Source organism: Nesterenkonia sp. E16_10, assembly GCF_017347085.1.
Taxonomy (GTDB): Bacteria; Actinomycetota; Actinomycetes; order Actinomycetales; family Micrococcaceae; genus Nesterenkonia.
This window is the reverse complement of record NZ_JADPSA010000048.1, coordinates 69,031-94,007: the sequence shown is the minus strand read 5'-3', so window position 1 is coordinate 94,007 and position 24,977 is coordinate 69,031. Positions and strand designations below refer to the sequence as shown.

The following is a 24,977-nucleotide window of genomic DNA, read 5'->3' as shown; positions in this document are numbered from 1 at the left end:
CAGGCCCATGGGGGTCCCACCGAGCTGAACCTGGTGCTCCAGAGCCTGCAGGCCGCGGCCCAGAGCCTGAGCCGCGCCGAGGCCCTTGCGGAGGAGCAGGGCCGCGCGCTCAGCGGCATCAGCGCGGAGCTGTTCGGATCGGTCGCTGGGATCGCGCTGCATTTCAGGATCCCGCTGCTGGGGGCGCAGCTCGGGATCAGCCTGGCCGAGACCTCGGTGGCTGCCTGGGCCATGGGGGAGACCGCGCGCGCCGTGGGCATCGCGCACGGGCGCTACCGGGAGATCGAGGCGCTGCTGGTGCAGTCGATGGGCACCGCCAGACACCTGGGACAGTACCCGCAGATCCAGCCACACCTGCTGGATCCCCAGGGGGACAAGGCGCTCGCCGACGCCTGGGGCCGTACTGCTCTGGTGAACCTGGGTCAGGGGTTCCAACTGCTGCTGAAGCGGCTCGCCAGGAAGCAGCCGGTGCTGCGCTCCTCCCGGGAGGCCTTGGGACTGGTGCATCAGTCGCTGCTGGAAAAGGCTCGCCGGATCTCCAGGGAGAGCAGGCAGCGCCTGAGCCGGGAGACCCAAGCCCTCGCGGCGACCGAGGTGAACACGCTCAGTGAGCACCTGCAGGCGCAGGCCGAGGTCGCGAGGCTCGGAGACTTCAGCATCTCCTCCCGACCCCAGCCCGGGGGTCGCGCCCGGCACGTCATCCACCTCCCAGGACTGGAGCTTCCCGAAGGTCTGGAGGAGATCGACCGGGACGACCTGGCACGGGGTGAGCTGGACCTGAGCGCGGGCCGTGGGCTCAGCAGCCTGCTGGACGCCGGAACCAACGATTCGGCACACCTGCAGGAGGTGATCGATCAGGCGCTGCAGGGCTCCGGGGCCCAGCCGGGGGACGAGCTGGTCATCACCGGGTACTCGCTGGGTGGACTGCATGCGCGCAACATCGCCGCCGGCGGCAGGCTGGCCAGCAGGTACCGAATCTCCCAGGTGGCCACCGTGGCGGCCCCGGCGCGAGAAGGCACGACGCTTCCCGGGGTCAGGACCACCAGCTTCCAGGACGCCAACGACCCGGTTCCGAAGCTGCTGGGCGCACCGAGCGAGCTCTCCGCTGAGCGGGTCCAGATCAGCTATGAGCATCAGGACCCGCAGGCCGAGCCCGGGGGAGTCTTCGGTGCCAGCCACGACTACGCGCACAACATCGAGGCCATTCGGCTCCTCGAGGCCCAGGAGTCACAACACCTGGATGTGGGTCAGCGCGCCCACCTCGCGGAGCTCAACGATTCGTTGCGGGGAGACCACGGCGCCACGGTCTATTCCACCGAATGGGACTCGACGGGGGTGGATGAGCTCGAGGAGGTCATCGCGGAGCTGGCCGGAGGCCTGGATCAGGACCCCGCGGGAGGCGGATCAGGCCTCGAGCGGGCGCAGGATGAAACGGTTGAGCAGCGCCGAGACCAGGGCCACGACGATCGAGCCCAGCACCGCGCTCCAGAAGAAGTCCTCGACCACGAAGTGCACCGGAGTCCAGGAGGTCAGCCAGGCGGTGAGCATCAGCATGCCCGCATTGATGACCACGGCGAACAGGCCCAGGGTCAGGCAGGTGATCGGAAGTGAGAGCAGCGAGATGATCGGCTTGATGACCACATTGACCAGACCGAAGACGGCTCCCACGAAGAGGAAGGCCAGGATCGTCACCCCGGTGCCCTGTTCGGCGCCGTCCATGTAGATGCCGGGAATGAGGAAGGCCGCGGCGGCGAGGGCCAGGGCATTCAGAATAATTGCCAGTAGGATTCTCACGATGACTATGTTCTCACGCGCCGGGTCGATCACCCCACGGGAAAGCGTCAGCCTTCTGCCCGCCTATGCCGCAGGCAAGCCGCCACAGGCGGCCGAGGGGCTCACGCCGTTCAAGCTCTCCTCCAATGAGAACCCGCTGGGGCCGGTTCCCGAGGTGGCCCGGGCCATGGCGGAAGTGGACACCCTGCACCGCTACCCGCACCCCAACGCCGAGAACCTGCGTGCCGGGCTCGCGAAGCTCCTGGACGTCCCGGTGGAAGACATCGTGGCCGGCACCGGCAGCCTCGGGGCGCTGACCCAGATCATCAACGCCTTCGCCGGATCCAACAGCGACGGCAGCCAGGACGAGGTCATCTACGCCTGGCGCTCCTTCGAGGCCTACCCGATCGTGGTGCGCACCGCCGGCGCCAAGGACGTCACGGTCCCGGTGCTCGAAGACGGGCGACACGACCTCGAGGCGATGCTCGCGGCGATCACCGAGAAGACCAAGGTGCTGATGCTGTGCACCCCGAACAATCCCACCGGCCCGGCGCTGCGGCACCACGAGGTGGAGGCGTTCCTGGCCAAGGTGCCCGGCGACGTCGTCGTGGTCATCGATGAGGCCTACCAGGAGTTCGTCCGCACCGAGGATCCGCTGGATGCGCTCGCGCTGTACCGGAAGCACCCCAATGTGGCGGTGCTGCGGACCTTCTCGAAGGCGCACGGCCTGGCTGCGCTGCGCGTCGGCTACTCGATCGCCGGCCCGGAGATCACCCGCCACCTGCGGGTGGTCGCGGCACCCTTCAGCGTGTCCACCGTGGCCGAGGTCGCGGCGCTGGCCTCGCTGGAACATCTCGACCAGGTCCTTGAGCGGGTGGACTCCCTGGTCTCCGAGCGCGACCGGGTCACTGCGGCGCTGGCCGAAGCCGGCTGGAGCATCCCCGAGGCCCAGGGCAACTTCGTCTGGCTCCCGCTCGGGGAGCAGACCGCCGCCTTCGCCGAGGCTGCCGGGCTCCAGGCGCTGGCGGTCCGTGGCTTCAACGGTGAGGGTGTGCGAGTCACGATCGGTGAGGTCGAGGCCAACGATCGGTTCATCGAGTTGTGCCGGACCTACAGATTCCAAGCCTGAGTCGAGCTGACACAATGAGCGATGGTCGTCCTGCCCGCAGGGCGTCGATCAGCGGTGCCGTCGGAGAGGATCACACTGTGCAGCCAGAAGAGGTGCAGCCCGTCCAGCTGCTCACCCCGGAGGGGAAGCTCGCCGAGAACGAGGTCTACAGCCCGTTCATCGCGGAGCTGAGCGCCGAGAAGCTGCGCGAGCTCTATCGCTATATGGCGATGGAGCGTCGGCTCGACGCCGAGGCCACCTCGCTGCAGCGTCAGGGACAGCTGGCGCTCTGGGCCCCGGCGCTGGGCCAGGAGGCCGCCCAGGTGGGCACCATCGCGGCGATCAAGTCCTCCGACATGGTCTTCCCCACCTACCGCGAGCACGCCATGGCGCTCTACCGCGGAATCTCCCCCGAGGAGCTGCTGACCATGTTCCGGGCCACCCGGCACACCGGCTGGGACCCGCGCGAGCACAACTTCCACGTCTACACCCTGGTGCTGGCCTCGCAGACCCTGCACGCCGCCGGCTGGGCCATGGGCATCAAGCAGGACCGGCGCACCGACAGCGTGCCCCGGGACCGCGCCGAGGACGAGATCGTCGTGGCCTGCATCGGCGACGGCGCCACCAGCCAGGGCGACGCCCACGAATCCATGGTCTTCGCCGCCTCCTATGAGCTGCCGCTGCTCTACTTCATCCAGAACAACCACTGGGCGATCTCGGTGCCCACCCGGACCCAGTCCCGCGGACCGCTGGTCAATCGCGCCAAGGGCTACGGGTTCGAAGGCGTGCGGGTCGACGGCAACGATGTGCTCGCCAGCTACGCGGTGGCGTCCAAGCTCTCCGGGGATATCCGGGCCGGCAGCGGGCCCAAGCTCATCGAATCGGTCACCTACCGGATGGGCGCCCACACCACCGCCGATGACCCCACGAAGTACCGCAGCTCCGAGGAGGAGGAGCTCTGGAAGGGCCGGGACCCGATCGCGCGCTACCGCTCGTGGCTCAGCTCCGCAGGCCACGCCGACGAGGGCTTCTTCGCCGAGGTCGACGCCGAGTACAAGGACCTCGCGGCGGACATGCGCAAGTCCGTGCTGGCCCTGGAGCCGATCGACCTGGACCGCGTCTTCGACACCGTGTACTCGGAGCCGCACCGCCAGGTGGAGACCGAGAAGGCCTGGCTGAAGGACTACGAAGCAGGATTCGCGGAAGAGCAGACGGAGGCGGGCACCGCAGGATGAGCGCGATCAAAGAGATGGTCATGGCCAAGGCGATCACCGCGGCCCTGCGCGATGAGCTCGCCGCGGACCAGAAGACGCTGCTCATCGGCGAGGACATCGGCGCGCTCGGCGGAGTCTTCCGGGTCACCGAGGGGCTGCAGGCCGAGTTCGGCCCCCACCGGGTGATCGACTCCCCGCTGGCGGAGTCCGGCATCGTCGGTACCAGCATCGGCATGGCGATGCGCGGCTACCGCCCGGTGGCCGAGATCCAGTTCGACGGCTTCGTCTTCCCCGCGTTCAACCAGATCACCACCCAGCTGGCGAAGATGCACAACCGCACCGACGGTCGGGTCAAGGTCCCGGTCACGATTCGGCTGCCCTACGGCGGACACATCGGGTCGATCGAGCACCATTCGGAATCCCCGGAGGCGCTCTTCGCGCACACCGCCGGGCTGCGCATCCTGGCCCCGTCCAACCCGCAGGACGCCTATTGGATGACTCGTCAGGCGATCGTCAGCGATGACCCGGTGATCATCCTGGAGCCGAAGCGACGCTACTGGCTCAAGGGGAAGGTCGACCTGGACAACCCGGCGCCGGACGCGTTCCGCGCCCAGGTGCTCCGCGAGGGCACCGACGCCACCATCGCCACCTACGGCCCGCTGGTTCCGGTGGCGCTGGCCGCCGCCGAGGCCGCCCGCGCCGAGAGCCGCAGCATCGAGGTGGTGGACATCCGCTCGATCAGCCCGCTCGACGACGAGACCATCGCGCGCTCCGCGGCGAAGACCCAGCGGCTCATCGTCGCCCACGAGGCGCCGACCTTCGGCGGCATCGGCGGCGAGATCGCCGCACGGGTCGCCGAGCGGGCGCACCACCGGCTGCTGGCACCGGTGCTGCGCGTGGGCGGATTCCATATGCCGTATCCACCCTCAGCCCAGGAGCACCGGTACCTTCCGGACATCGACCGGATGCTCGAGGCCGTGGACCGCAGCTTCAGCTACCAGAGGAGTGCCTGAGCATGGCTGAGACCTTCAACCTTCCCGACGTCGGCGAGGGCCTGACCGAGGCCGAGGTCGTCACCTGGCGCACCACCGTGGGTGCGACCGTCGAGGTCAACGACATCGTGGTCGAGATCGAGACCGCCAAGTCGCTGGTCGAGCTGCCGGTGCCCTTCGCCGGGGTGGTCACCGAGCTGCTCGCCGCAGAGGGCGAGACGCTCGAGGTGGGGGCGCCGCTGATCCGGATCGCCGCCGAGGGTGAAGCGACGCCGGACGCGGGCTCTGCCCCGGAAGCGGCCGCCGAGCCCGCGGCGCAGGAGCCCGCCGAGCCGCCCGCCGCCGAAGAGAAGCCGGGCCGCTCACGCTCGGCCCGGGCGAAGAAGTCCGCCGCCCAGAAGCGTGAGGGTGCCGAGCGCGACGCTGCCGCCCGGGAGGCCCCGGAGAGCCCTGCGCAGAACGAAGCCCTGGTGGGCTCCGGTCCCAAGGCGGACTCCGCCGTGCGCCGCACACGCACCCGGTCCACCTCACCTGACCTGGTGGACCTGGAGGGTCTCGATATCGCTTCCCCGGCACCTGCCGGCGGCGGCTACCCCGACATCGCCGACATCGTCGCCAGGGCCAGCCCTCCGGTGAGGGCCCTGGCCAAGCGGCTCGGCGTCGCCGTCTGGGAGCTCGTCGGCTCCGGACGCAACGGGCAGATCACCCGGGACGACGTGGAGCGTCAGGCGAGGCAGAAGCTGGAACAGCGCGCCTCCGGCCAGGTCCCCGCGCCCGGGGCGCCTGCCCCGGGGCGGCGCAAGACCACCCCGGAGGAGGCGGGCCTGCTCTATGACGGGCCCCGCGAGGAGAACATCCAGGTCCGTGGCGTGCGCAAGGCCACTGCGCGCAACGTGACCGCCTCGGCGACCACCGTGCCGCATGTCTCGGTGTTCAAGGAGGTCGACGTCACCCGCACCATGGAGCTGCGCCAGGCGTTGAAGAACGACCCCTCCTATGCCGGGCTCAGCGTGTCCCCGATGCTCTTCGCGGCCAAGGCGATCATCTGGGCGGCTCGGCGCAACCCGCAGGTCAATGCCACCTGGCATGACACGCACTACACCTTGCGGAACTACCTGAACCTCGGGATCGCCGCCGCGACCCCGCGGGGGCTGGTGGTGCCGGTGATCCACGAGGCCCATGCCTTCAACACCCGCGGTCTGGCCGCGGCGCTGACCCAGCTGACCATCGACGCCCGCGAAGGCAGGACCACTCCGGGAGAGATGCAGGGCGGCACCGTCTCGATCACCAACATCGGCAGCCTCGGACTGGACAGCGGAACCCCGATCCTTCCCCCGGGCCAGGCCTCGATCGTGGCGCTCGGCGCGGTGCGGAAGAAGCCCTGGGTCGTGGAGGGACAGATCGTGCCGCGCGATGTCATGGTGATCGGCGGTTCCTTCGATCACCGGCTGATCGACGGCGATCTCGCCGGGCGGTTCATCTCCGACGTCGCCGCGGTCATGGAGCAGCCGGGCCTGCTGATCGACTAGCGGGTGACTTCCAGGATCTCCAGGGGCTCCCGGTCGGCCGGAAGCCCGAACAGCTCGGCCAGCGGCTCGGCGTCCACGGTGACTTCGCTGGAGCTGGCCCCGGTCGCGACGCGGGCCGTGGTCTCGATCTGGGTCAGGATCTGCCAGGACTGACATTCCCCCTCGGTGACCGGCTCGCCGCTCAGGGCCACGCGCACCAGATCGCCTTCGACCTCCACCGATTCCACGCTGAGCTCCTCGGAGGCGGCGAGCGGGTTCAGGAACGCCGGTGAGCCGTGGGAGGAGAGCTGGTCATCGATCAGGAACTCCAGGGCCGCCGTCGCGGGGTCCTCGGTGACCATCGGCACGGAGCGGACCACCGAGACGGTGTCGTCACAGCCGAAGGGCGCGGTCCGGGCAATCTCGATCTCCTGCGCGGCGGTGCCCTCAGGGGTCTCCTCCACCGGGCTGCCGGGGGCCTGTTCGTCCTCCAGGGTGCCATTGCCGTCCAGCGGAGCCGCCTGAGCCTGCCCGTCGGGGCTCACCATGGCCAGCGGAAGCCGCACCGAGTCGTCAGCCTCGACCTCGGGCTGCTGGATCGCGTTGCTCGGCGCCTCCGGCTCCTCCGGAGCTGGATCTGGAGAGCCGCAGCCGACGATCAGCACCGCGAGCCCGAGGCAGCCAGCGCTGAGCCGGGCATATGCACGGCGCCGGGAGGTCAGGGTCATGGCACCACAATAGAAGCTGCACCCGCGCAGACCGAATCCATGGCCCGCTGAGCAGCGGCTCGGATCCCGCGCCGGGCCGAGCGGCAGGCCTGGAGCAGCGGGTGAGGGAGGTGGGTGAGAGCTGCGGGTGAGGGCGGTGGGTGAGGGCCGGCACGTCCGGACCGGCGCTCCCGGGCCCCTGCGAGTGGAAGGCGCGGTGACGGGGGTCGCCTTCCACCCGCTGTGTGGTCGAGGAGACCGGGTGCAGACCGGGGCGGCGGTCCTGCACCCAGCCAGCAGCTCCTCCCCACGGGGCGACGTCGGCCAGGTGATTCGGGGAAACCTGGAGCCGCGTCCGGAATCGAAGTCCAAGCGATGTATTTCAAACTTGAAGTTCAATTGATCTTATTCTGAGGTCCGGTCTCGCCGATGTCAACACCTCTGAATCCCGGGGTCGAGACATGCTCCCGGGATGCGGCTGACCCAGTGGCTGACCCATCGGCGACCCAGCGGCGACCCAGCGGTGACCCAGGCCACCCGCCGCCAGCCGTCCCGGCCTTCTCCGGTAGGCTGGGGCAATGCCCATCCGGAACCGTCGCGCGGCTGCGCTGCCCGCCAAACTCTCCCGCTCGTGGCTGCTGATCAACGCCGCCAGGGAGCAGGACTTCGCTCCCGGGCTGGCCAGCGAGGCCGATTCGGTGATCTTCGATCTGGAGGCTTCGGTTCCCGATGATGGGAAGGTCGCGGCCCGCGAGGCGGTGCTGCGCGCGCTCAACGGCGGGATGACGGCCTGGGTGCGGGTCAGCCCCACCACCTCCGAGCACTGGGAGGCCGACCTGGCGGCCCTCTCGCGCGCCGAGGGGCTGCGCGGAGTGATGCTGGCCGAGACCGAGCATCCCGAGCAGGTGACCTACACCGCCATGCGCCTGCGTGCCGGCACCCCGGTGATCGCGCTCATCGAGTCCGCCCTCGGGGTGGAGAACGCCACGCAGATCGCCTCGGCCCCGGGGACCTTCCGGCTGGCCTTCGGCACCAATGACTTCCGCAAGGACGTCGGAGTCTCCGCGGATCCGATGGCGCTGGCCTATGCACGAGCCCGCCTGGTGATCGCCTCGCGCGTCGGCGGACTCCCCGGAGCCATCGACGGCCCGACGGCGGCAGACGCCGACCCGGAGCAGACGGCCGAAGCCTGCCAGGTCACCGCCAGCATGGGGATGACCGGCAAGCTCTCGCTCAACCGAGCCCAGGTCGAGCACATCAACACCGGACTGGCGCCCTCGGCGGATGAGCTGAACTGGGCCCGCGAGCTGATCGAGGCCCACGAGGCCGGCGGCTCCATCGGCGACGGCTCCTACCTCCCGCGCCTGGCACGCGCTCAGAAGATCGCCTCCCTGGCGGACTCCTACGGTCTCTGGAACGCCTGATCCGCCCCCTGCGGGCCTGACCCGCGCCGCGAGACTCTCTCCGAGGGCTCTGTTGGGCCAGATGCACCCACCCCGTGTAACCTCGCTCACATGGGCAGGGAGACGTATACCGGCGATGTGGCCTTTGAGCTGCGCGGACACCTCGGCATCATCACGCTGAATCGCCCCCGGGCGGTCAATGCGCTGACCCAGCTGATGTGTGAGTCCATGCTGGTCCAGCTGCAGGACTGGGCCGAGGATGATCGGGTGCTCCAGGTGCTGATCCGCGGCGCCGGAGACCGTGGGCTCTGCGCCGGTGGGGATGTGGCCAGCCTCTACCAGGAGATGGTCGCGCTCCAGAAGCAGGACGGCGGCGGGATCCTGCCCGCAGGCGTCCCCGGGTACGCCGCCGACTTTGCCAGCGAGACGTTCCTGGCCCATGAGTATGCGCTCAACCTCGCCATCTCCGAGTATCCCAAGCCCTATATCGCACTGATGGACGGCCTGGTGCTCGGCGGCGGCATCGGAGTCTCCGCCCACGGCTCGCATCGGATCGTCACCGAGCGCACTCGCGCCGGGATGCCCGAGACCACGATCGGATTCTGTCCCGATGTGGGAGGCACCTGGCTGCTCTCCCGGGCGCCTGGCCGGCTGGGGCTGCACGCAGGGTTCACCGGCTCGCATCTCGACGCGGCCGACGCGATCGCGCTGGGCCTTGCCGACGTCGAGGTCCCGAGCGAGACGCTGCCGGAGCTGACCCAGGCACTGAGCACCGAGCCGGTGGAGGCGGTGCTGCCCCGGTTCACTCGCAGCTCCCGTACCTCCACGCTGGAGAGTTCGCGCGGCTGGATCGATGACGCCTACGCCGAACCGAGCGTGGAGGGGGTGCTCCAGCGACTGGATGAGCTCGCCGCGAGCCAGGAGGCCGCGGCGATCGCCGCAAAGTCGCTGCGAGAGAAGTCTCCGGTCTCGCTGAAGGTCGCGCATCGCGCCATCCGGGACGCCGAGGAGCTCACGCTGCCGGTCGCGCTCCAGGCTGAGTTCACCATCGCGGTGCACATGCTGCGCTCCTGGGACTTCCGCGAGGGCATCCGGGCGCAGATCATCGACAAGGACCGGGCCCCGCGCTGGAGCCCTGCCGAGATCCACGAGGTGAATGCCGAGCTCGTGGAGACCTACTTCACCGAGGTGCCGGGACGTCGGCTGGCCGACCGCCAGAGCCTCTGATGCGCTTCAGCCTCTGAGGCGCTTCGGCCGCTGGCGGTCGGGAGCCGGTCAGGCCAGCACGTCGGCCAGGGCGCGGTACCGCGCCCCCAGTGCCTCGGCCACCGGGGCGTTGGTGAGATCGCCTGCGTGCACGTTGAGTCCGTTGGCCAGGTGCGGGTCCTCGCGCAGCGCCTGCTTCCAGCCCTTGTCCGCCAGGGCGAAGATGAAGCGCAGCGTGGAGTTCGTCAGCGCAGCCGTGGAGGTGTGCGGCACCGCCCCGGGCATGTTCGCCACGCAGTAGTAGATCTGCTCCCCGATGGTGAAGGTCGGGTCGGCGTGGGTGGTGGGGCGCGACCCTTCAAAGCAGCCGCCCTGATCGATGGCGATGTCCACCAGCACCGAGCCGGGACGCATGGCCGCGGCCATCTCACGGGTCACCAGCTTCGGCGCGGTCGCTCCGGGCACCAGCACCGAGCCGATCACCAGGTCCGCGGCCGCGACCTCCTCGGTCAGGGTCAGGGTGTTCGAGGCCAGGGTCGTCAGCCCGCGCCCGGAGAGCGCGGAGAGCTCCCGGAGACGTTCGATGTTCAGGTCCAGCACGGTCACGTCGGCGCCCATGCCCAGCGCGGTCAGCGCCGCCTGCTCTCCGGCCTTGCCGCCGCCGATGACCACCACCTTCGCCGGACGCGCGCCCGGGACACCGCCGATCAGGATGCCGGGACCACCCTGGGAGTGCATCAGGTGATACGCGCCCACCTGGGGGGCCAGTCGCCCGGCGACCTCGCTCATCGGCGCCAGCAGCGGCAGGCCGTGGGTGCCGGTGACGGTCTCGTAGGCGATCGCGGTGACGCCGCGCTCCTGCAGCGCGCGGGCGCAGGCGGGCTCTGCCGCGAGGTGCAGGTAGGTGAAGAGCACCTGCCCGGCCCGCATCCGGGGGAACTCCTCGGCCTGCGGCTCCTTGACCTTGAGGACCATCTCCGCCTGCTCCCAGACCTCATCGACGCCGTCGAGGATCTCCGCGCCCGCGGCGCGGAAGTCCTGATCGGTGAAGCCGGAGCCGGTGCCGGCTCCGCTCTCGACCAGCACCCGGTGCCCACGGGCGGTGAGGTCGACCGTGCCGGCCGGGGTCAGGGCCACGCGGAACTCATTGTTCTTCACTTCGGCGGGGACTCCGATGATCATCTGTTCTCCTCGATATATGCCGGGTGGGGCGTGTGCGCTGCGGTGAACCGGTGACAGATCAAGGGTGATGTCGGTCACCGAGTCCAGTCTTTCATGAAACCCATGCCGGCTCTTGAGGGCTCAGGGGTGAAGCTGTTGTTGAGTCTGGGACTTCACCCTAGGCTCAGGGCTTGGCAGTCTGTAGAGTTCCTGGACATCTGCCACGTCCTGAGGAGGCAGTTTGGTCCAGCGATGCGGGAGGTGTGATGGCGGGTGAGAACAGTTCCGGGCCGCTGCACGGGCTCCCGACCGCGTCTGCGCACTCAGCACCGGCCGCGCTGTTGATCTCCTCGCCGGTGCTCATCCTCGGCGGGCCCTCCCCGGCGGCCTCGGAGCTGAGCCAGCGGCTGCGGGGGATCGATGTGAAGGTGCTGCTGGCCTCGAGCGCGGAGACTGCCCGGCAGGCGCTGCAGGTCGATGCCCCGGGACTCTTCGTGGTGGACGCGCGCTCCAGCAGGCGGGTCAGCGATGTCGAGAGGGTCCTGGAGGATCTGCGCGCGAACACCGAGCCCTCCGCGGTGCTGCACTGGTTCGACGCCGACGTCGACCTGCAGGGACTGCTCGAGACCGTGCGCCCGCAGGACGACCATATGACGGGACCCATCTCGGTCCCCGAGGCGCTGCGACGGCTCCACTTCATCACGGCGCGGCTTCCGGAACGCACCGAGGGGGAGCGCCTGTTAGTCGGGGATCTCGAGCTGGACACCGCCGCGCGCACCGTGCGCCGCGGCGGTCGAGACATCGACCTCTCAGACACCGAGTTTCGCCTGCTTCGGCTCCTGATGCGCCATGCCCGGACGGTGCTCCCCAAGGCTGAGATCCTGCAGCAGGTCTGGGAGTACGAGTTCGCCGGACAGGCCAACATCGTGGAGCTCTACATCTCCTACGTGCGCAAGAAGATCGAGGCCGATATGCCCCGGATGATCCACACCGTTCGAGGCGCCGGTTATGTGCTGCGTCCCGCCGAGCACGGGCCCTCCGGCCTGACCTCCGCGTCCTCCGCCGGCACGCCCTGACGCTCGGGCGGCGGCCAACTTATTACCCGCTGGTAGCTTATGGCAGACTGCTCCTATGCATGTGATCTTCCGCACCCTCTTGGTGCTGCTCCGCGCCCGCCGTCGACCCACCATGACTCCCTGGGAATCCTCGGTGCTCCCGCTGCGCGCCCTGCCCACCGACGTCGACATCGCGCTGCACATCAACAACGGCCAATACTTCTCGCTCTTTGACCTGGGTCGCTTCGATCTGATGGCTCGCTGCGGACTCTGGGCGCAGATGCGCAGTCGCGGATGGTCCCCGGTGGTCCAAGCGGAACAGATCACCTTCCGGCGCTCGGTCACGTTCATGAAGCGGTTCGAGATCCACACCCGAATGATCGGCTTCGATGAGAAGTGCTTCTACTTCGAGCAGCGAGCAGTTCTCGACGGTGAGATCTACGTGCGGGCCCATGTCGCGGGACGGCTGCTCTCCAGTGACGGGCCGGTCTCCAATGCCGATATCCTCGGCGTCATCCGGGAGCTCGGCCATGAGGTGCCCGAGGATCTCACGGTGAGCCAGGAGCTTCAGTCCTGGCGGCGCGATGCGGCGCTTCCGGCCGCCCGGAAGCCTGCACCCAACACCTGGGAGCAGAGTTCCCACACCGCAGGGCGGTCCTGAAGCAGCGGCTCGGCGGCTCGGCGGCTCAGTGGATCAGCGGGGCGAGCGCGACCGGCGACTGGCCAGGATCACCGCGGCGGCACCAGCAAGGATGGCGAAGAGGGCCAGGGCCACGGCGGTGACCGCATGCAGCGTGCTCAGTCCGGTTGCGGCCAGCTCGGAGTCCTCCTCCTGCCCAGTGTCGCCTTCCCGCCCCGACTCCCCGGCTCTCTCGCGGTCCGGGGTCGGCTGTGAGTCCGACGCCGAGGGCTCGGTGCTGGGTAGTCCCGGCTGCGGGAGCGAGTAGTCGGGCATCCCTGGTATTGGTGGGCCGCTGAAGTTCTGCTCGGGCTCCGCGGGTGTGCTCGCGGTGCCCGGGGTCTCGGTCGACTCCGGTGCGGCTGAGGTCTCTGGTCGGCCCGGGGCCTCGAGGTCCTCACCGGTGGTGGGCTCCTCTGGCGCGATCGGCTCGGGCTCAACCGGCTGGGGCGGGGTTGGCTGGGGCAGGTCCTCGGCGTCCTCTGCGCTGGACTGCAGTCCGATGTTGCATCGGTCGGAGACCCGCTCGCCGCTCGGGGTGAGCGCCCGGATCGAGAAGTCGTCCTGTGAGGCACCCGGCGGCAGTGGTGAGGGCGCTTGGTAGTAGACCACTCCGTCCTCGACCCAGATGGTTGCCCCGGTCAGGCTCGAGCCGACCGTGAGGTCGGTCAGCCCGCTGCTCATCTGCAGACGAAGCGTCTCGGTCTGGCCCGGCGCCGCGAAGGCGGAGCCGCAGCTGAGGTAGGCCTCAGGCTGGGTGGGCGCGGGGCTCGGCTGCTCCGGATCGGTGGGGAACGGCGGCGGAGTCTCTTCTTCTGTGGGCTCCGGCTCCGGCTCCGGTTCGGGCTCCGGTTCGGGCTCAGGCTCCGGGGTCCCAGGATCGGTGGGCGCGGGAGTTGTGGGGAGCGGCTCAGTGGGTTCAGGCTCGGTGGGTTCAGGCTCGGTGGGCTGAGACTCCGTGGGCTGAGATTCGGAGGGCTGAGACTCCTCGGAGTCGGTGGGCTGCGACCCCGAGGGTTCCGGATCAGGGATCCCCAGTCCGGATGGCGCATCCGTGGGCTCCGTCGTGGGGTCCAGCTGCTCTGGAGTGGGCTCCGGGGTGGGTGAGGCGGAGGTTGCAGCTCCCTCATCCCCGGTTGCGACGGCCGCCGTGGAGCCTGCCAGGAGCGCGGTGCTCACCAGGGCCGTGCAGCAGAGCGGGCCGAGCCAACGTGCTCCTGGTCTCATTCAGATCCGCCCCCGCACCGGTGTGTAGCTGCGCGCCATGTTCAGGCGGCTGTCCATGTCTTCAATCCAGCGGCCAGTCTACGGTTTGGGCTCGCATTTTCATAACGAAACGGTAAAGGCTCCCGCATCCTGAGACGCAGGCGGCACCCATCCGGCACCCATCCAGCGCCCGTTCAGCGCCCAACCAGCGCGGTGCGGTGCGCGGCCGGGCGGGTCGGGTGCCGCCTGCGTCTCGTCGTGTCGGGAGACCCTGGGGGAGGCAGGCGTCAGCCGATGCGCGTCTCAGGGGACTTGGTCAGACGTGGATCCTGTTCGGCCAGATCGCCGATCACCGCGTCGATGGCATGCATCGCGGCATCGTCGAGGCGGACGCCGGCGGCCGCGACGTTTCCGGAGATCTGTTCCGGGCGGGAGGCGCCGACCAGCGCCGAGGCGACGTTGGGGTTCTGCAGCACCCATGCCACGGCCAGCTGCGCGAGATCCAGGCCGTGATCCGCGGCGATCGGCTTGAGGTTCTGCACCGCGGTGAGGATCTCGTCGTCCATGTACCGCTCGATGAACTTTCCGGCCTCCTGGTCCGAGGCGCGGGAGCCCTCCGGAGCAGGTTGATTCGGCAGATACTTCCCGGTCAGGACGCCCTGGGCGATGGGTGACCAGACGATCTGCGAGATGCCGAGCTCCTCGGAGGTCGGGACCACCTCGGGCTCGATCACGCGCCAGAGCATGTTGTACTGCGGCTGATTGCTGATCAGCTGCACACCCAGATCCTTGGCCAGCGCGTGTCCCGCACGCAGCTGCTCGGCGTTCCACTCCGAGACCCCGATATAGAGCGCCTTGCCGGAGCGCACCACGTCGGCGAAGGCCTGCATGGTCTCCTCCAGCGGCGTCTCGTAGTCATAGCGGTGCGCCTGATAGAGATCGACGTAGTCGGTGCCGAGCCGGGTCAGTGAAGAATTGATCGATTCCAGGATGTGTTTGCGAGAGAGCCCGGTGTCATTGTGACCCTTGGGGCCGGTGGGGAAGTAGACCTTGGTGAAGATCTCCAGGGACTCCCGGCGCTGCCCGGCGAGCGCATCGCCGAGGACCTGTTCGGCCACGGTGTTGGCGTAGACGTCAGCGGTGTCGAAGGTCGTGATCCCGGCGTCCAGCGCGGCGTGGACGCACTGGGTGGCCACATCGTTCTCGATCTGCGAGCCATGGGTCAGCCAGTTGCCATAGGTGATCTCTGAGATCTTCAAGCCTGAATGTCCGAGGTATCTGAATTCCATCCTCTGACCCTATCGCCGTCTGCGGCGCTGGACCATGGGTGGGTGCGAGGTTCCAGGGGTGTGTGCAGGGTTCATCGAGCCGCTCTGACCAGGCGATCCAGGGCCTCCTGCATATGCTCCTCGATCTCGCGCACCATCGCGGCGTCATCGCCGGCCGCGATGGCCTCGACGATGCGTGTATGTTCCGAGACCTGGTCCTCGGGGTCGAAGTAGGTCCCCTGCAGCGCGGTCAGACACATCCGGGTCTCCACCATCAGGGTCTCGTGGACCCGGTGCAGCCGGGGGCTCCCGGCCAGGTTGACCAGCTCCTCGTGGAACGCGAAGTCCGCATCTGCCAGCGCCTGCAGGTCCTCGGCGGCCGCGGCCTCGGCCATCGCCCTGGCGCGGGCGCGCAGGCGTTCGAGGCTCTCGGTCACCGTCTCGCCGTGGGCCACCGCGCGTGCTGCGGCGGTCTCGATCGCGGTGCGGGTCAGGTAGAGGTCGCGGATCTCTGTCTCGTCCAGCTCCTTGACGAAGAGTCCGCGATTGAGCTCGCTGCGCACCAGGCCCTCCTGGACCAGGCGCTGCATGGCCTCGCGCAGCGGGCCGCGGCTGACGCCGAACTCCGCCGCCAGGCTGACCTCGGAGAGCTGGGCGCCGGCGGGCAGCGTGCCGCGCATGATCCCTTCGCGCAGCTGTCGGGTGATCAGCGCGGATGTGGACTCTCGGGGGACGGGCTGGAAGCCTGACGCGACGCTCATGATATCTCCGGATTGTTGACAATCTTCACGGGTATTCATAGCATAGCCGCACCTGAAGATGATAGGTCAGCAGACCAGAGACGGGCCGAGACCACGGGCCCCACCGGGCCGAGACCACGGGCCAGAAACAGGCAGGTGAGCATGACCGCAGCGAGACCGATCATCACGGTGCTGTGTCCCCGCGCTGAGGCGGCGGCCCAGGACCCTGCGCAGCTTCAGCGGCCCGAGGGGCTCGAGTCAATCGAAGGCCTGGCCGAGGTCAGGTACACCGATGCCGCAGGACTCGGCTCCGCCCTCGAGGGCGCCCAGGCGCTGTTCCTCTGGGACTTCTTCTCCCCGGCCGTGCAGCAGGCCTGGCCGCAGGCCGACTCCCTGGAGTGGATCCACGTCGCTGCCGCCGGAGTGGATGCGCTGATGTTCGAGGAGCTGCGCAGATCTGAGGTCACCGTGACCAACGCGCAGGGCATCTTCGACCGTCCGATCGCGGAGTATGTCCTGGCCGCGATCTTCGCCCACGCGAAGGACTTCGCCGCGAGTCTGCGCCACCAGCAGCAGCGGCAATGGGTGCACCGCGAGACGCTCAGGGTTCAGGGAACCAGCGCGCTGATCATCGGCACCGGTGCCATCGGGCGCGAGACGGCACGGCTGCTGCGCGCGGTCGGGATCGAAGTCACCGGTGCCGGGCGCACCGCCCGGGAGCAGGACCCAGACTTTGGGACCGTGGTGGAGAGCGCGGACCTGCCGAGCCACATCGGCGGATTCGATCACATCATCAATGCCGCGCCGCTCACCGCGCAGACCATCGGGCTGATCAGTGAGCAGTCCCTGGCCGCAGTGCGCCGCGGCGCCCACCTGATCAACATCGGTCGCGGGGAATCGGTGGACGAGACGGCGCTGGTCCAGGCGCTCCAGGACGGGCGCCTCGCGCGTGCCACCCTCGACGTCTTCGAAAAAGAGCCGCTGCCGGCGGACTCGCCGTTGTGGGCCATGGAATCCGTGACCATCTCCGCCCATATGTCCGGAGACGTGCTGGGCTGGCGCCCGGCGCTCGCGGAGCAGTTCGTGGAGAACGCGCGGCGCTGGCTCGACGGCGCGGAGCTGAAGAACATCGTGGACACCGCCAAGGGATACGTCCCGCGGCACTGAATCAAGACGCTGAACCGCGGTACCAAGACGCTGAACCGCGATAACAAGACGCTGAACCGGGATCCACCCATCCACCCTGTTGCACCAGACGAGTCTTCGGACTCCAGATCTTGAGGAGGGGCGCATGGCGCACCTTGCTGACCTGACCGCCGTCGAGCTTCTCGCGGGCTACCGCACCGGCGACTTCACCCCGGTGGACGCCACCGAGGCCGCTCTGGAGCAGATCGACGCGCACAACGACGCGCTCAACGCCTTCGTGCTGGTGGACCGTGAATCTGCCCTGGACTCCGCCCGTGGCTCGGCCCGGCGCTGGGCCTCCGGGGACACGCTGGGTCCCGGAGACGGGGTGCCCACCTCGATCAAGGACATCTTTCCGACCGTGGGCTGGCCCACGCTGCGCGGCAGCCGGCTGATCGACGAGGCAGGCCCCTGGGACTACGACGCTCCCTGTGTGGCACGGCTGCGCGAGACCGGTGCGGTGCTGCTGGGCAAGACCACGACCCCGGAGTTCGCCTGGAAGGGCACCACCGACTCGCTGCGCTTCGGCGCGACCACCAATCCCTGGGACCCCGCACTGACCTCCGGGGGCTCCTCCGGAGGAGCCGCGGCCGCGGTCGGCGCCGGAATGGGCCCCTGGGCAGTGGGGACCGACGGCGGCGGATCGGTGCGGATCCCGGCGTCGTTCACCGGCACCGTGGCGATCAAGGCCACCTACGGCACCGTGCCGATGTACCCGGCAAGCCCCTTCGGCACCCTGGCCCATGCCGGGCCGATGGCGCGCACCGTGACCGACACCGCGCTGCTGCTCGATGTGATCGCCGGCTTCGACGCCCGCGACTGGTCCGCGTTGCCCTCACAGACGCGCCCCTTCTCGGCGGAACTCGCCGACCTCGAGGTCGACGGCGCCTCGCTGGCTGGGGTGCGGATCGGCTACTCGCCGACTCTGGGCTTCGGCTCCAACGATCCCGAGGTCCAGGCGCGGGTGGATGAGGCGGTCGCGCTGCTGGCCTCGCTCGGGGCCGAGGTGGAGCAGGTCAATCCCGACATCACGGATCCCGTGGAGGCCTTCCACGTGCTCTGGTTCACCGGCGCGGCGAAGGTGCTGGAGGCCTATGGCCCGGGCGCGCTTGAACAGGTCGACCCGGGACTGCGCGCCGGGATCGAGCAGTACGCCGACGCCTCGGCGCTGGACTACCTCAGCGCCACCGGGGTGCGCATGGACATGGGGGTGCGGATGGGAGCCTTCCACCAGAAGTACGACCTGCTGGTGACCCCCACCATGCCGATCCCCGCCTTCGATGCGAGCCGCCAGGCCCCGGAGGGTTGGCCCTCGGACCTGTGGACCAGCTGGACCCCCTACACCATCCCGTTCAACATGACCCAGCAGCCCGCGGTCTCGGTGCCCTGCGGGCTCACCGGTGGCGGACTGCCGGTAGGGCTGCAGATCGTCGCCGCGCGGACCCGGGACCGCTCGGTGCTGCGCGCGGCCCGCGCCTATGAGCTGGCCAGCGGGGAGAAGTTCAGCGCACCGGTCAGTCCGCTCGCACGGGCCGCACGGGCCGCGCAGGCCGGCGAAGCTGTGCGATAGCCACGCCGGTCAGCGTCACGGCGCCGCCGATGATCCCCAGCAGCGGCGGGATCTCGCCCAGCGTCAGCCAGGACATCACCACGACGACGGCGGGGACCGCCAGCGTGCTGGCGGCCACCTTGCCGGTGGGGAAGTGGTTCATCGCGTAGCCCCAGAACCAGAAGCCCAGCGCGGTGGGGCCGATCCCCATATAGATCGCGCCCAGCACCACCGGTGTCGAGGTGGTCTGCAGCTCGGCCCAGGTGGCGCCGAGGAAGGGCAGCAGCGCGACCGTGCCCGCGGCGCAGGCCAGCCAGGTGGCGGTCAGCGGGTCGGTGTGCCGCAGCGCCAGCTTCTGGATCAGCATGCCGGCGGCATAGAGGAACGCGGCGATCAGCGCGATGCCCAGCCCGGCCAGGGCCAGCTGGCCCGTGGAGCCGGCCACGGTGATCAGTCCGATGCCGCACAGCGAGACCACCATGCCGAGGAAGAGCCGAGTGGAGAAGGACTCCTTGAAGAACACCACGGCCCCGACGCCGACCATCAGCGGGGCCAGGTTGACCACCATCGCGATGGTCCCGGCGTCGATGTAGTGACCGGCCAGGTTGAACACCACGGTGTAGAGCGCGAACCAGATCACCCCGAACAGCGCGGTCAGCGCCAGCGCCGGCCGGGTGGGCAGCGTCAGCCTCCCGCGCCGGACCCAGAGCAGCAGGATGCTCAGCGTCGCCGCTCCGGCGAGCAGCCGCAGCAGCGCGAGGGGCCCGGGGGAGAGCTCCCCGGCGGAGAAACGGATCAGGACGAAGGAGGAGGCCCACATGAGCACCGTGGCGATGATGGCCAGCACCGGAAGCACCGAACGGGTGTGGGTGGGGTCTGTCGCCACGCCATGGTCCTGGGTCATGCCCTGATTCGCAGTCACGGCCTTGACTGTACCGCCGCTGATCACCCCGGCCGCTCACCCGCTTTGCCGAATGGCCGCGCCCCGGCTAGCATAGACAGTCGCAAGCCGTGCTGCGCTGTGCACATGCGTGTCCTCTTGGAGCGGGGGCTGCATGGGTATCGGCGCCGGAAAGCAGCGCGGCGATTGTGAAGCCTGGATTCCAGTGCACCACATCAAGCACCACCGTCCGTCCGGCGTTTCGCTGGACGAATGAGAAGACACTTCGGTTGGATCTCACCCAGCCTGGTCCGTCCTCGCAAGTAACGGTGTCATAGCTGGTGGCGGGACCCAGAATCGGGGACCGCCCGTATACATTCACGTACTTACGCAAGAGGAGTGATCATGGCAGCACGTTGCCAGGTGACCGGAGTGGGGCCGCAGTTCGGCAACTCGATCTCCCACTCGCATCGGCGCACCAAGCGCCGGTTCGACCCGAACATCCAGAAGAAGCGCTACTGGGTTCCTTCATTGGGACGCAATGTGACGCTGACCTTGTCCGTCAAGGGCATCAAGACCATCGACGTCCGCGGCATCGACGTTGTCGTTGCCGAGCTGATCGAGAAGGGTGAGAAGCTCTAATGGCCAAGGACAAGGACGTACGTCCCATCATCAAGCTGAAGTCGACGGCAGGCACCGGGTTCACCTACGTGACCCGTAAGAACCGCCGCAACAACCCCGACCGCATCGTGCTCAAGAAGTACGATCCGGTCGTTCGCAAGCACGTCGACTTCCGAGAGGAGCGCTGATCATGGCCAAGAAATCCAAGATCGCAAAGAACGAACAGCGCAAGGTCATCGTTGAGCGCTACGCCGAGAAGCGTCTGCAGCTCAAGAAGACCCTCGTTGATCCCAACGCCTCCGACGAGGACCGCGAGGCGGCTCGCGTGGGTCTGCAGAAGCTTCCCCGCGATGCTTCCCCGATCCGCGTGCGCAACCGCGACTCCATCGATGGTCGCCCCCGCGGCACCTTCCAGAAGTTCGGCATCTCGCGCATCCGTTTCCGCGACATGGCGCACAAGGGTGAGCTTCCCGGCATCACCAAGTCTTCCTGGTGATCAGCCGAGGCTGAAAGCAGGATCCTGGCTGACGGGGTGGGTCACTTCCGAGTGACCCACCCCGTCAGTGGTTGTCCAATACACATTCTGCTGTAGATTGGACCCGAAGCTCGAGCGTCGTCACGGTCGAGCTTCACAAAGACCGCCACCCGCGCGGAGGCTGCTGTTCCTCACCCCCTGGAGGAACAGCATCAGCCCTCCCGCGGGTGGTTTTTTTGTTCGAGGATTTATTGTTCATATCACCCGTTCCCATGAGCCTCCGAGGCGTTCGCGCAAGGGGAAATACGGCGTTCTGGCCCAGGATCACGCGGTTCCATGCTGGTTCCACCGGGCCTGCGTGGTAAGTTGCCGTTCTGAAAGCCCCACGCGGCATGACCGGTCCGTCGACGCAGAACATCGCGTAGACAGCACACACCGTGCAGGTCATGCCGGGGACTGCCACCGAATACGTCCAGGAGGACAAACACATGGCACTGAACCGCAGCGAGCTCGTCGCAGCAGTCGCAGAGAAGTCCGGAAACTCCCAGGCCGCCGTCAACGGCGTGCTGGATTCAGTCTTCGAGGTCTTCACCGAGCAGGTTTCCAAGGGCGAGAAGGTCACCATTCCCGGTTGGCTGGCCGTGGAGCGCACCAAGCGCGCCGCCCGCACCGGACGCAACCCGCAGACCGGTGAGACCATCCAGATCCCGGAGGGCTACTCCGTGAAGCTCTCCGCAGGTTCCAAGCTGAAGGCCGCCGCCACCGGCAAATGAGCCTGATGAGCCGCGGCACCGTGTGACACGGAGCCGTCGCGGCCCAGCTGACGACGTCGGCCCCTCGCCCCAAGACTCGGGCGAGGGGCCGACGTCGTCTGCGCCGGGTCTTCTACGCGGCGTAGAATCGTTGGACGCCCAAGCCCCGAGGGCCCAAGGAAGGTGCAGTCCCGCCATGACAGTCCCACTCACATTCACCGCGGCCGCACCTGCCGCGCCCGAGCTCCCCGACTGGGCCCCGCTGGTCTTCGGCATCGGCAGCCTGCTCGTGCTCGTGCTGGTCATCGTGCTGGTCCGACGCAAGATGCAGGACTCGGCACGCTGGCAGGCGCAGTCCCAGCAGGACACCGAGACCGACGGCCCCCGGCAGAACCCCCGAAAGAATCCCCGACAGGACCCCCGGCAGGATCCAGATCCACGACGGGACGACGGAGCGTGAGCAGCTCCGCGCCTACGCTTGCGCGCAAGACGCCGGACCGGTTCTGGACCGCTCCGCTGCCACTGACCGCGGCCGCGCTCTGCGCGGGCCTGCTGGCCCTGATCGTGACGGGCGTGCTCAGCGGCGTCAACGACCCCGGTGAACTCTCGGACCCGGGTGCGCTCACCCGGTGGGGGCTGCCGATCGCCCGGTTCCTCCACCACCTCTCCATGGCCACCGCGATCGCCGCGGTCATCCTGGCCACCGTTGCGGTCCCGCCCCAGGCCGGTCCGCGGCGCCGCAAGAAGCTGCAGGATCACCAGGCTCCGGCCGCGGAACATCCGCTCTTCACCCGGACCATGCAGATCGCCGGCCTGGCCGGCGTGGTCTGGACCGTGGCGGCCGTGGCCGTGCTGGTGCTGAGCTTCTCCTCGCTCTCCGGACTCGAGGTCTCCGCCTCGGACTCCTTCGCCTCCGGATTCTTCGGATACGTGCAGTCCATCGCCACCGGACAGGCCTGGGCCGCGGTGGTGCTGATCGCCGCGGTCTTCGCCACCCTGGTCACCGCCGTGCGGGCTCCGGGCGGACTGTTCTTCATCGCGGTGCTCGGACTCACCGCAATCCTGCCGATGGCGCTGGTCGGGCACTCGGCCTCCGGCGACGACCACTACGCGGCGGTCAATTCGCTGGGGCTGCACCTGCTCGGCGTCGTGATCTGGGTCGGTGGTCTGGTGGTCCTCGCGCTGCTCGGCCCGGCGCTGAGCCGTGACGCCGCGAACCCGCAGCGACCCGGCGCCGCAGGTGACGCCGAGACGGCACCGAGGGGCCCGAAGCCGGCGCCCGGGATGACCGAGACGCTGCTCCGGCGCTACTCGGCCCTGGCCGGGCTGGCACTGCTCACCGTGGCGGCCTCCGGGGTCATCAACGCCAGCCTGCGCATCGATACGCTCGGACAGCTCACCTCCACCAGCTATGGCCTGATGCTCTCCGCGAAGCTGCTGGCCACCCTGGCCCTGGCGGCCATCGGGTGGATGCACCGCTCCTGGATCATTCCTCGGCTGAGCAGCGGCGCGCGTCCGGCGGGCCTGCTCTTCCAGCTGATCCTGGTGGAGGTCGCGATCATGGCCGCGGTCATCGGGGTCAGCACGATCCTGGGCCGCACCGCCCCGCCGGTGCCGGAGGACCTGCCCCCGGACGCCACACCCGCCCGGCTGCTCACCGGCTATGACCTGCCGCCCGAGCCCAGCGGGACCCTCTGGCTGACCCTCTGGCGCCCGGACTGGCTGTGGGTCGCGATCGTCGTCTTCCTCGCCGCCTGGTACGTGCTCGCGATGCTGCGGATGCGCCGGCGCGGGGACTCCTGGTCGCTGCTGCGCGCGGCCAGCTGGCTCTTCGGGCTGCTGGTGCTGCTCTGGGTCACCTCCGGCGGTCCGGCGGTCTACGGGATGGTGCTGTTCTCCGGACACATGATCCAGCACATGACCCTGACCATGGTCGCCCCGATCTTCATGGTCATGGGTGCCCCGGTGACGCTGGCGCTGCGCTCGTTGGACGTGCGCACCGACGGGACCCGCGGCCCGCGCGAATGGATCCTCTGGCTGGTGCACTCCCGCTTCTCCAAGATCGTCACCCACCCGATCGTCGCGGCGGTGAACTTCGCCGGCTCGCTGCTGATCTTCTACTACACCCCGATCTTCGGACTCGTGCTGGAGTACCACGTGGGTCATGAGCTGATGATCTTCCACTTCCTTGCCACCGGATACATCTTCGCGCTGGTGCTGATCGGTCAGGATCCGCTGCCGGCCCGGCCCGCGCACCCGATGCGGCTGATCATCCTGCTGGCCACCATGGTGTTCCACGCCTTCCTGGCCGTGGCGATGACCAGCTCGGACCAGCTGATCCAGGCCGCCTGGTTCGGCAACATGGGCTACGACTGGGGATTCACCGCGCTGGAGGATCAGCGCAGCGGCGGCGAGCTGATGTGGGCGCTGGGCGAGATCCCGGCGATCCTGATGTCCTTCATCGCAGGGGTCATCTGGTCCCGTGAGGACAGGCGAGAGACCAAGCGGCTGGACCGCGAGGCCGACCGCACCGGGGATGCGGAGCTCAACGACTACAACGACATGTTCGCCGAGATGGCGGAACGGGACGGACCACGATGACACCAGCGAGGCCGCGGCTGCCTAGGATCAGCGCCGGGCTCATCGCGGTGCTGCTGCTGGGCGCCTGCGGGGCCGATCCGCAGGAGACGGCGCCGGATGACGCCGACCACGCCGGGGTCGGCCAGGGCGCGGGCGAGAGCGAGGGCGCAGGCGAGAGCGACGACGCGGGCGAGAGCGGCGGCGCAGGCGAGAACGTCGTGGAGGGCGCCGCGGGGCTGAGCGCCCCGGACCGGCTGATCGGTGCCGCGGCGCAGGGGGCCCAGCGCGCCGCGAGCTTCGGCTTCACCGAGCAGGGATTCGTCTCCGATGAGGTCGCGTCCTCTTATCGAGAGCTGCTCGAGGAGAACTCCCTGGCCGGGGAGGACCCCGAGGTGCAGGTGAGCCCCGAGTCCTGTGCGCGGCCGCTGGCGGCGGTCGACTTCTCCCCGCTGCTGCTCGGTGAGCAGAGCGTGCGCGCGGACTACTTCGCCGAGAGCTTCTCCGGGGCCGGATCCATCGAGCTGGCCACGTTGGAGGGCGAGGCCGACCGGGAGCGGGTGGCCGAGCATCTGGAGAACGTCGCGGAGCTGCTCGAATCCTGTCAGGACACCGAGTTCACGCTGGACGGGCTCGACTACGTGCTGCGCATCGAGGAGCCGGACCTGCAGGAACAGGCCGAGGTCCCTGCCGAGCAGGCGGAGAACACCGCGGCGTACTCCTGGCAGCGCACCGGCGATGATGGAACAACTCACGCCCAGATCCTGTTCACGCAGGTGGATGATGACATCATCATGGTCTCCTTCACCGGGGGTGAGGCGGCTGGCTCGGCGGAGTTCACGTCCATCGCCGAGGCCATCGCCGCGGAAGCCTCCGCGGCGCTGGGGACCGCAGAATAACCAGGCACGACTCAAGGGA

24 protein-coding genes are annotated in these 24,977 nt (G+C 68.8%); 17 read left to right on the top strand and 7 right to left on the bottom strand.

Annotation, left to right across the window (positions count from 1 at the left end; translation table 11 throughout):
* Positions 1-1,404 precede the first annotated feature (1,404 nt).
* A complete protein-coding gene (locus I2487_RS14665; protein ID WP_207170377.1) occupies positions 1,405-1,794 on the bottom strand; it encodes a phage holin family protein in 390 nt (129 codons plus the stop codon).
* A 1-nt stretch (position 1,795) separates the two neighbouring features.
* Here I2487_RS14665 and hisC point away from each other — a divergent pair, with 1 nt between their 5' ends.
* From hisC to I2487_RS14645, 4 genes are all read left to right on the top strand, one after another.
* Positions 1,796-2,902 carry a histidinol-phosphate transaminase gene (gene hisC, locus I2487_RS14660; protein WP_207170378.1) on the top strand — a complete coding sequence of 369 codons (1,107 nt, stop codon included), beginning with the start codon at positions 1,796-1,798 and terminating at the stop codon, positions 2,900-2,902.
* A gap of 77 nt (positions 2,903-2,979) precedes the next feature.
* Positions 2,980-4,116, top strand: a complete 1,137-nt coding sequence (locus I2487_RS14655) for a thiamine pyrophosphate-dependent dehydrogenase E1 component subunit alpha (RefSeq protein ID WP_345941451.1) — start codon at positions 2,980-2,982, stop codon at positions 4,114-4,116.
* Positions 4,113-5,108 (top strand): alpha-ketoacid dehydrogenase subunit beta, encoded by a 996-nt coding sequence (locus tag I2487_RS14650; RefSeq protein ID WP_207170380.1) that lies wholly within the window; start codon positions 4,113-4,115, stop codon positions 5,106-5,108. The genes I2487_RS14655 and I2487_RS14650 overlap by 4 nt, the downstream gene beginning before the upstream one ends.
* Before the next feature lie 2 nt (positions 5,109-5,110).
* Complete coding sequence (locus I2487_RS14645) at positions 5,111-6,616, top strand: dihydrolipoamide acetyltransferase family protein (protein WP_207170381.1); 1,506 nt, start codon at positions 5,111-5,113, stop codon at positions 6,614-6,616.
* On the opposite strand, the gene I2487_RS14640 is transcribed toward I2487_RS14645, so the two are convergent.
* Complete coding sequence (locus I2487_RS14640) at positions 6,613-7,323, bottom strand: GerMN domain-containing protein (RefSeq protein WP_207170382.1); 711 nt, start codon at positions 7,321-7,323, stop codon at positions 6,613-6,615. The genes I2487_RS14645 and I2487_RS14640 overlap by 4 nt on opposite strands.
* Before the next feature lie 557 nt (positions 7,324-7,880).
* Between I2487_RS14640 and I2487_RS14635 the strand changes: the two genes are divergently transcribed.
* Positions 7,881-8,726 carry an HpcH/HpaI aldolase/citrate lyase family protein gene (locus I2487_RS14635; RefSeq protein ID WP_207170383.1) on the top strand — a complete coding sequence of 282 codons (846 nt, stop codon included), beginning with the start codon at positions 7,881-7,883 and terminating at the stop codon, positions 8,724-8,726.
* A gap of 90 nt (positions 8,727-8,816) precedes the next feature.
* Positions 8,817-9,932, top strand: a complete 1,116-nt coding sequence (locus I2487_RS14630; protein WP_207170384.1) for an enoyl-CoA hydratase/isomerase family protein — start codon at positions 8,817-8,819, stop codon at positions 9,930-9,932.
* Positions 9,933-9,980: 48 nt separating this feature from the next.
* Here the strand turns inward: I2487_RS14630 and ald are convergent, their stop codons facing one another.
* Positions 9,981-11,093, bottom strand: coding sequence for an alanine dehydrogenase (gene ald / locus I2487_RS14625; protein ID WP_207170385.1), 1,113 nt, complete (start codon positions 11,091-11,093; stop codon positions 9,981-9,983).
* 245 nt (positions 11,094-11,338) lie between these two features.
* Here ald and I2487_RS15615 point away from each other — a divergent pair, with 245 nt between their 5' ends.
* Entirely contained in the window at positions 11,339-12,148 is an 810-nt protein-coding gene (locus I2487_RS15615; protein ID WP_207170386.1) for a winged helix-turn-helix transcriptional regulator, read from the top strand.
* A gap of 55 nt (positions 12,149-12,203) precedes the next feature.
* Positions 12,204-12,788, top strand: coding sequence for an acyl-CoA thioesterase (locus tag I2487_RS14615; RefSeq protein WP_207170387.1), 585 nt, complete (start codon positions 12,204-12,206; stop codon positions 12,786-12,788).
* 33 nt (positions 12,789-12,821) lie between these two features.
* On the opposite strand, the gene I2487_RS14610 is transcribed toward I2487_RS14615, so the two are convergent.
* The 3 genes from I2487_RS14610 to I2487_RS14600 all read right to left on the bottom strand — a co-directional run bounded on the left by I2487_RS14610 (position 12,822) and on the right by I2487_RS14600 (position 16,041).
* Positions 12,822-13,985: a hypothetical protein gene (locus I2487_RS14610; RefSeq protein WP_207170388.1), complete on the bottom strand. Its 1,164-nt coding sequence runs from the start codon at positions 13,983-13,985 to the stop codon at positions 12,822-12,824.
* A 314-nt stretch (positions 13,986-14,299) separates the two neighbouring features.
* Complete coding sequence (locus tag I2487_RS14605; RefSeq protein WP_207170389.1) at positions 14,300-15,301, bottom strand: aldo/keto reductase family protein; 1,002 nt, start codon at positions 15,299-15,301, stop codon at positions 14,300-14,302.
* A gap of 71 nt (positions 15,302-15,372) precedes the next feature.
* Positions 15,373-16,041, bottom strand: a complete 669-nt coding sequence (locus tag I2487_RS14600; RefSeq protein WP_207170390.1) for a GntR family transcriptional regulator — start codon at positions 16,039-16,041, stop codon at positions 15,373-15,375.
* A 141-nt stretch (positions 16,042-16,182) separates the two neighbouring features.
* Between I2487_RS14600 and I2487_RS14595 the strand changes: the two genes are divergently transcribed.
* A complete protein-coding gene (locus I2487_RS14595) occupies positions 16,183-17,187 on the top strand; it encodes a D-2-hydroxyacid dehydrogenase (RefSeq protein ID WP_207170391.1) in 1,005 nt (334 codons plus the stop codon).
* 124 nt (positions 17,188-17,311) lie between these two features.
* Positions 17,312-18,775, top strand: coding sequence for an amidase (locus I2487_RS14590; protein ID WP_207170392.1), 1,464 nt, complete (start codon positions 17,312-17,314; stop codon positions 18,773-18,775).
* On the opposite strand, the gene I2487_RS14585 is transcribed toward I2487_RS14590, so the two are convergent.
* Positions 18,720-19,676 carry an EamA family transporter gene (locus I2487_RS14585; RefSeq protein WP_207170393.1) on the bottom strand — a complete coding sequence of 319 codons (957 nt, stop codon included), beginning with the start codon at positions 19,674-19,676 and terminating at the stop codon, positions 18,720-18,722. The two genes, I2487_RS14590 and I2487_RS14585, sit on opposite strands and share 56 nt — an antisense overlap.
* A gap of 363 nt (positions 19,677-20,039) precedes the next feature.
* Between I2487_RS14585 and rpmB the strand changes: the two genes are divergently transcribed.
* From rpmB to I2487_RS14550, 7 genes are all read left to right on the top strand, one after another.
* The gene (rpmB, locus tag I2487_RS14580; RefSeq protein ID WP_036474464.1) at positions 20,040-20,276 is read left to right on the top strand and encodes a 50S ribosomal protein L28; all 237 of its coding nucleotides are present in this window, start codon (positions 20,040-20,042) and stop codon (positions 20,274-20,276) included.
* Complete coding sequence (gene rpmG, locus I2487_RS14575; protein ID WP_022872124.1) at positions 20,276-20,443, top strand: 50S ribosomal protein L33; 168 nt, start codon at positions 20,276-20,278, stop codon at positions 20,441-20,443. Before rpmB ends, rpmG begins: the two co-directional genes overlap by 1 nt.
* A 2-nt stretch (positions 20,444-20,445) precedes the next feature.
* On the top strand, positions 20,446-20,751 hold the full coding sequence (gene rpsN, locus I2487_RS14570; protein ID WP_036474463.1) for a 30S ribosomal protein S14: 306 nt from the start codon (positions 20,446-20,448) through the stop codon (positions 20,749-20,751).
* Between the two features lie 467 nt (positions 20,752-21,218).
* The gene (locus I2487_RS14565) at positions 21,219-21,503 is read left to right on the top strand and encodes an HU family DNA-binding protein (RefSeq protein ID WP_036474622.1); all 285 of its coding nucleotides are present in this window, start codon (positions 21,219-21,221) and stop codon (positions 21,501-21,503) included.
* Positions 21,504-21,678: 175 nt separating this feature from the next.
* Positions 21,679-21,942 (top strand): hypothetical protein, encoded by a 264-nt coding sequence (locus tag I2487_RS14560; RefSeq protein ID WP_207170402.1) that lies wholly within the window; start codon positions 21,679-21,681, stop codon positions 21,940-21,942.
* Positions 21,939-24,083, top strand: a complete 2,145-nt coding sequence (locus I2487_RS14555) for a bifunctional copper resistance protein CopD/cytochrome c oxidase assembly protein (RefSeq protein ID WP_345941450.1) — start codon at positions 21,939-21,941, stop codon at positions 24,081-24,083. Before I2487_RS14560 ends, I2487_RS14555 begins: the two co-directional genes overlap by 4 nt.
* Positions 24,080-24,958 carry a hypothetical protein gene (locus I2487_RS14550; RefSeq protein ID WP_207170394.1) on the top strand — a complete coding sequence of 293 codons (879 nt, stop codon included), beginning with the start codon at positions 24,080-24,082 and terminating at the stop codon, positions 24,956-24,958. The genes I2487_RS14555 and I2487_RS14550 overlap by 4 nt, the downstream gene beginning before the upstream one ends.
* Positions 24,959-24,977 lie beyond the last annotated feature (19 nt).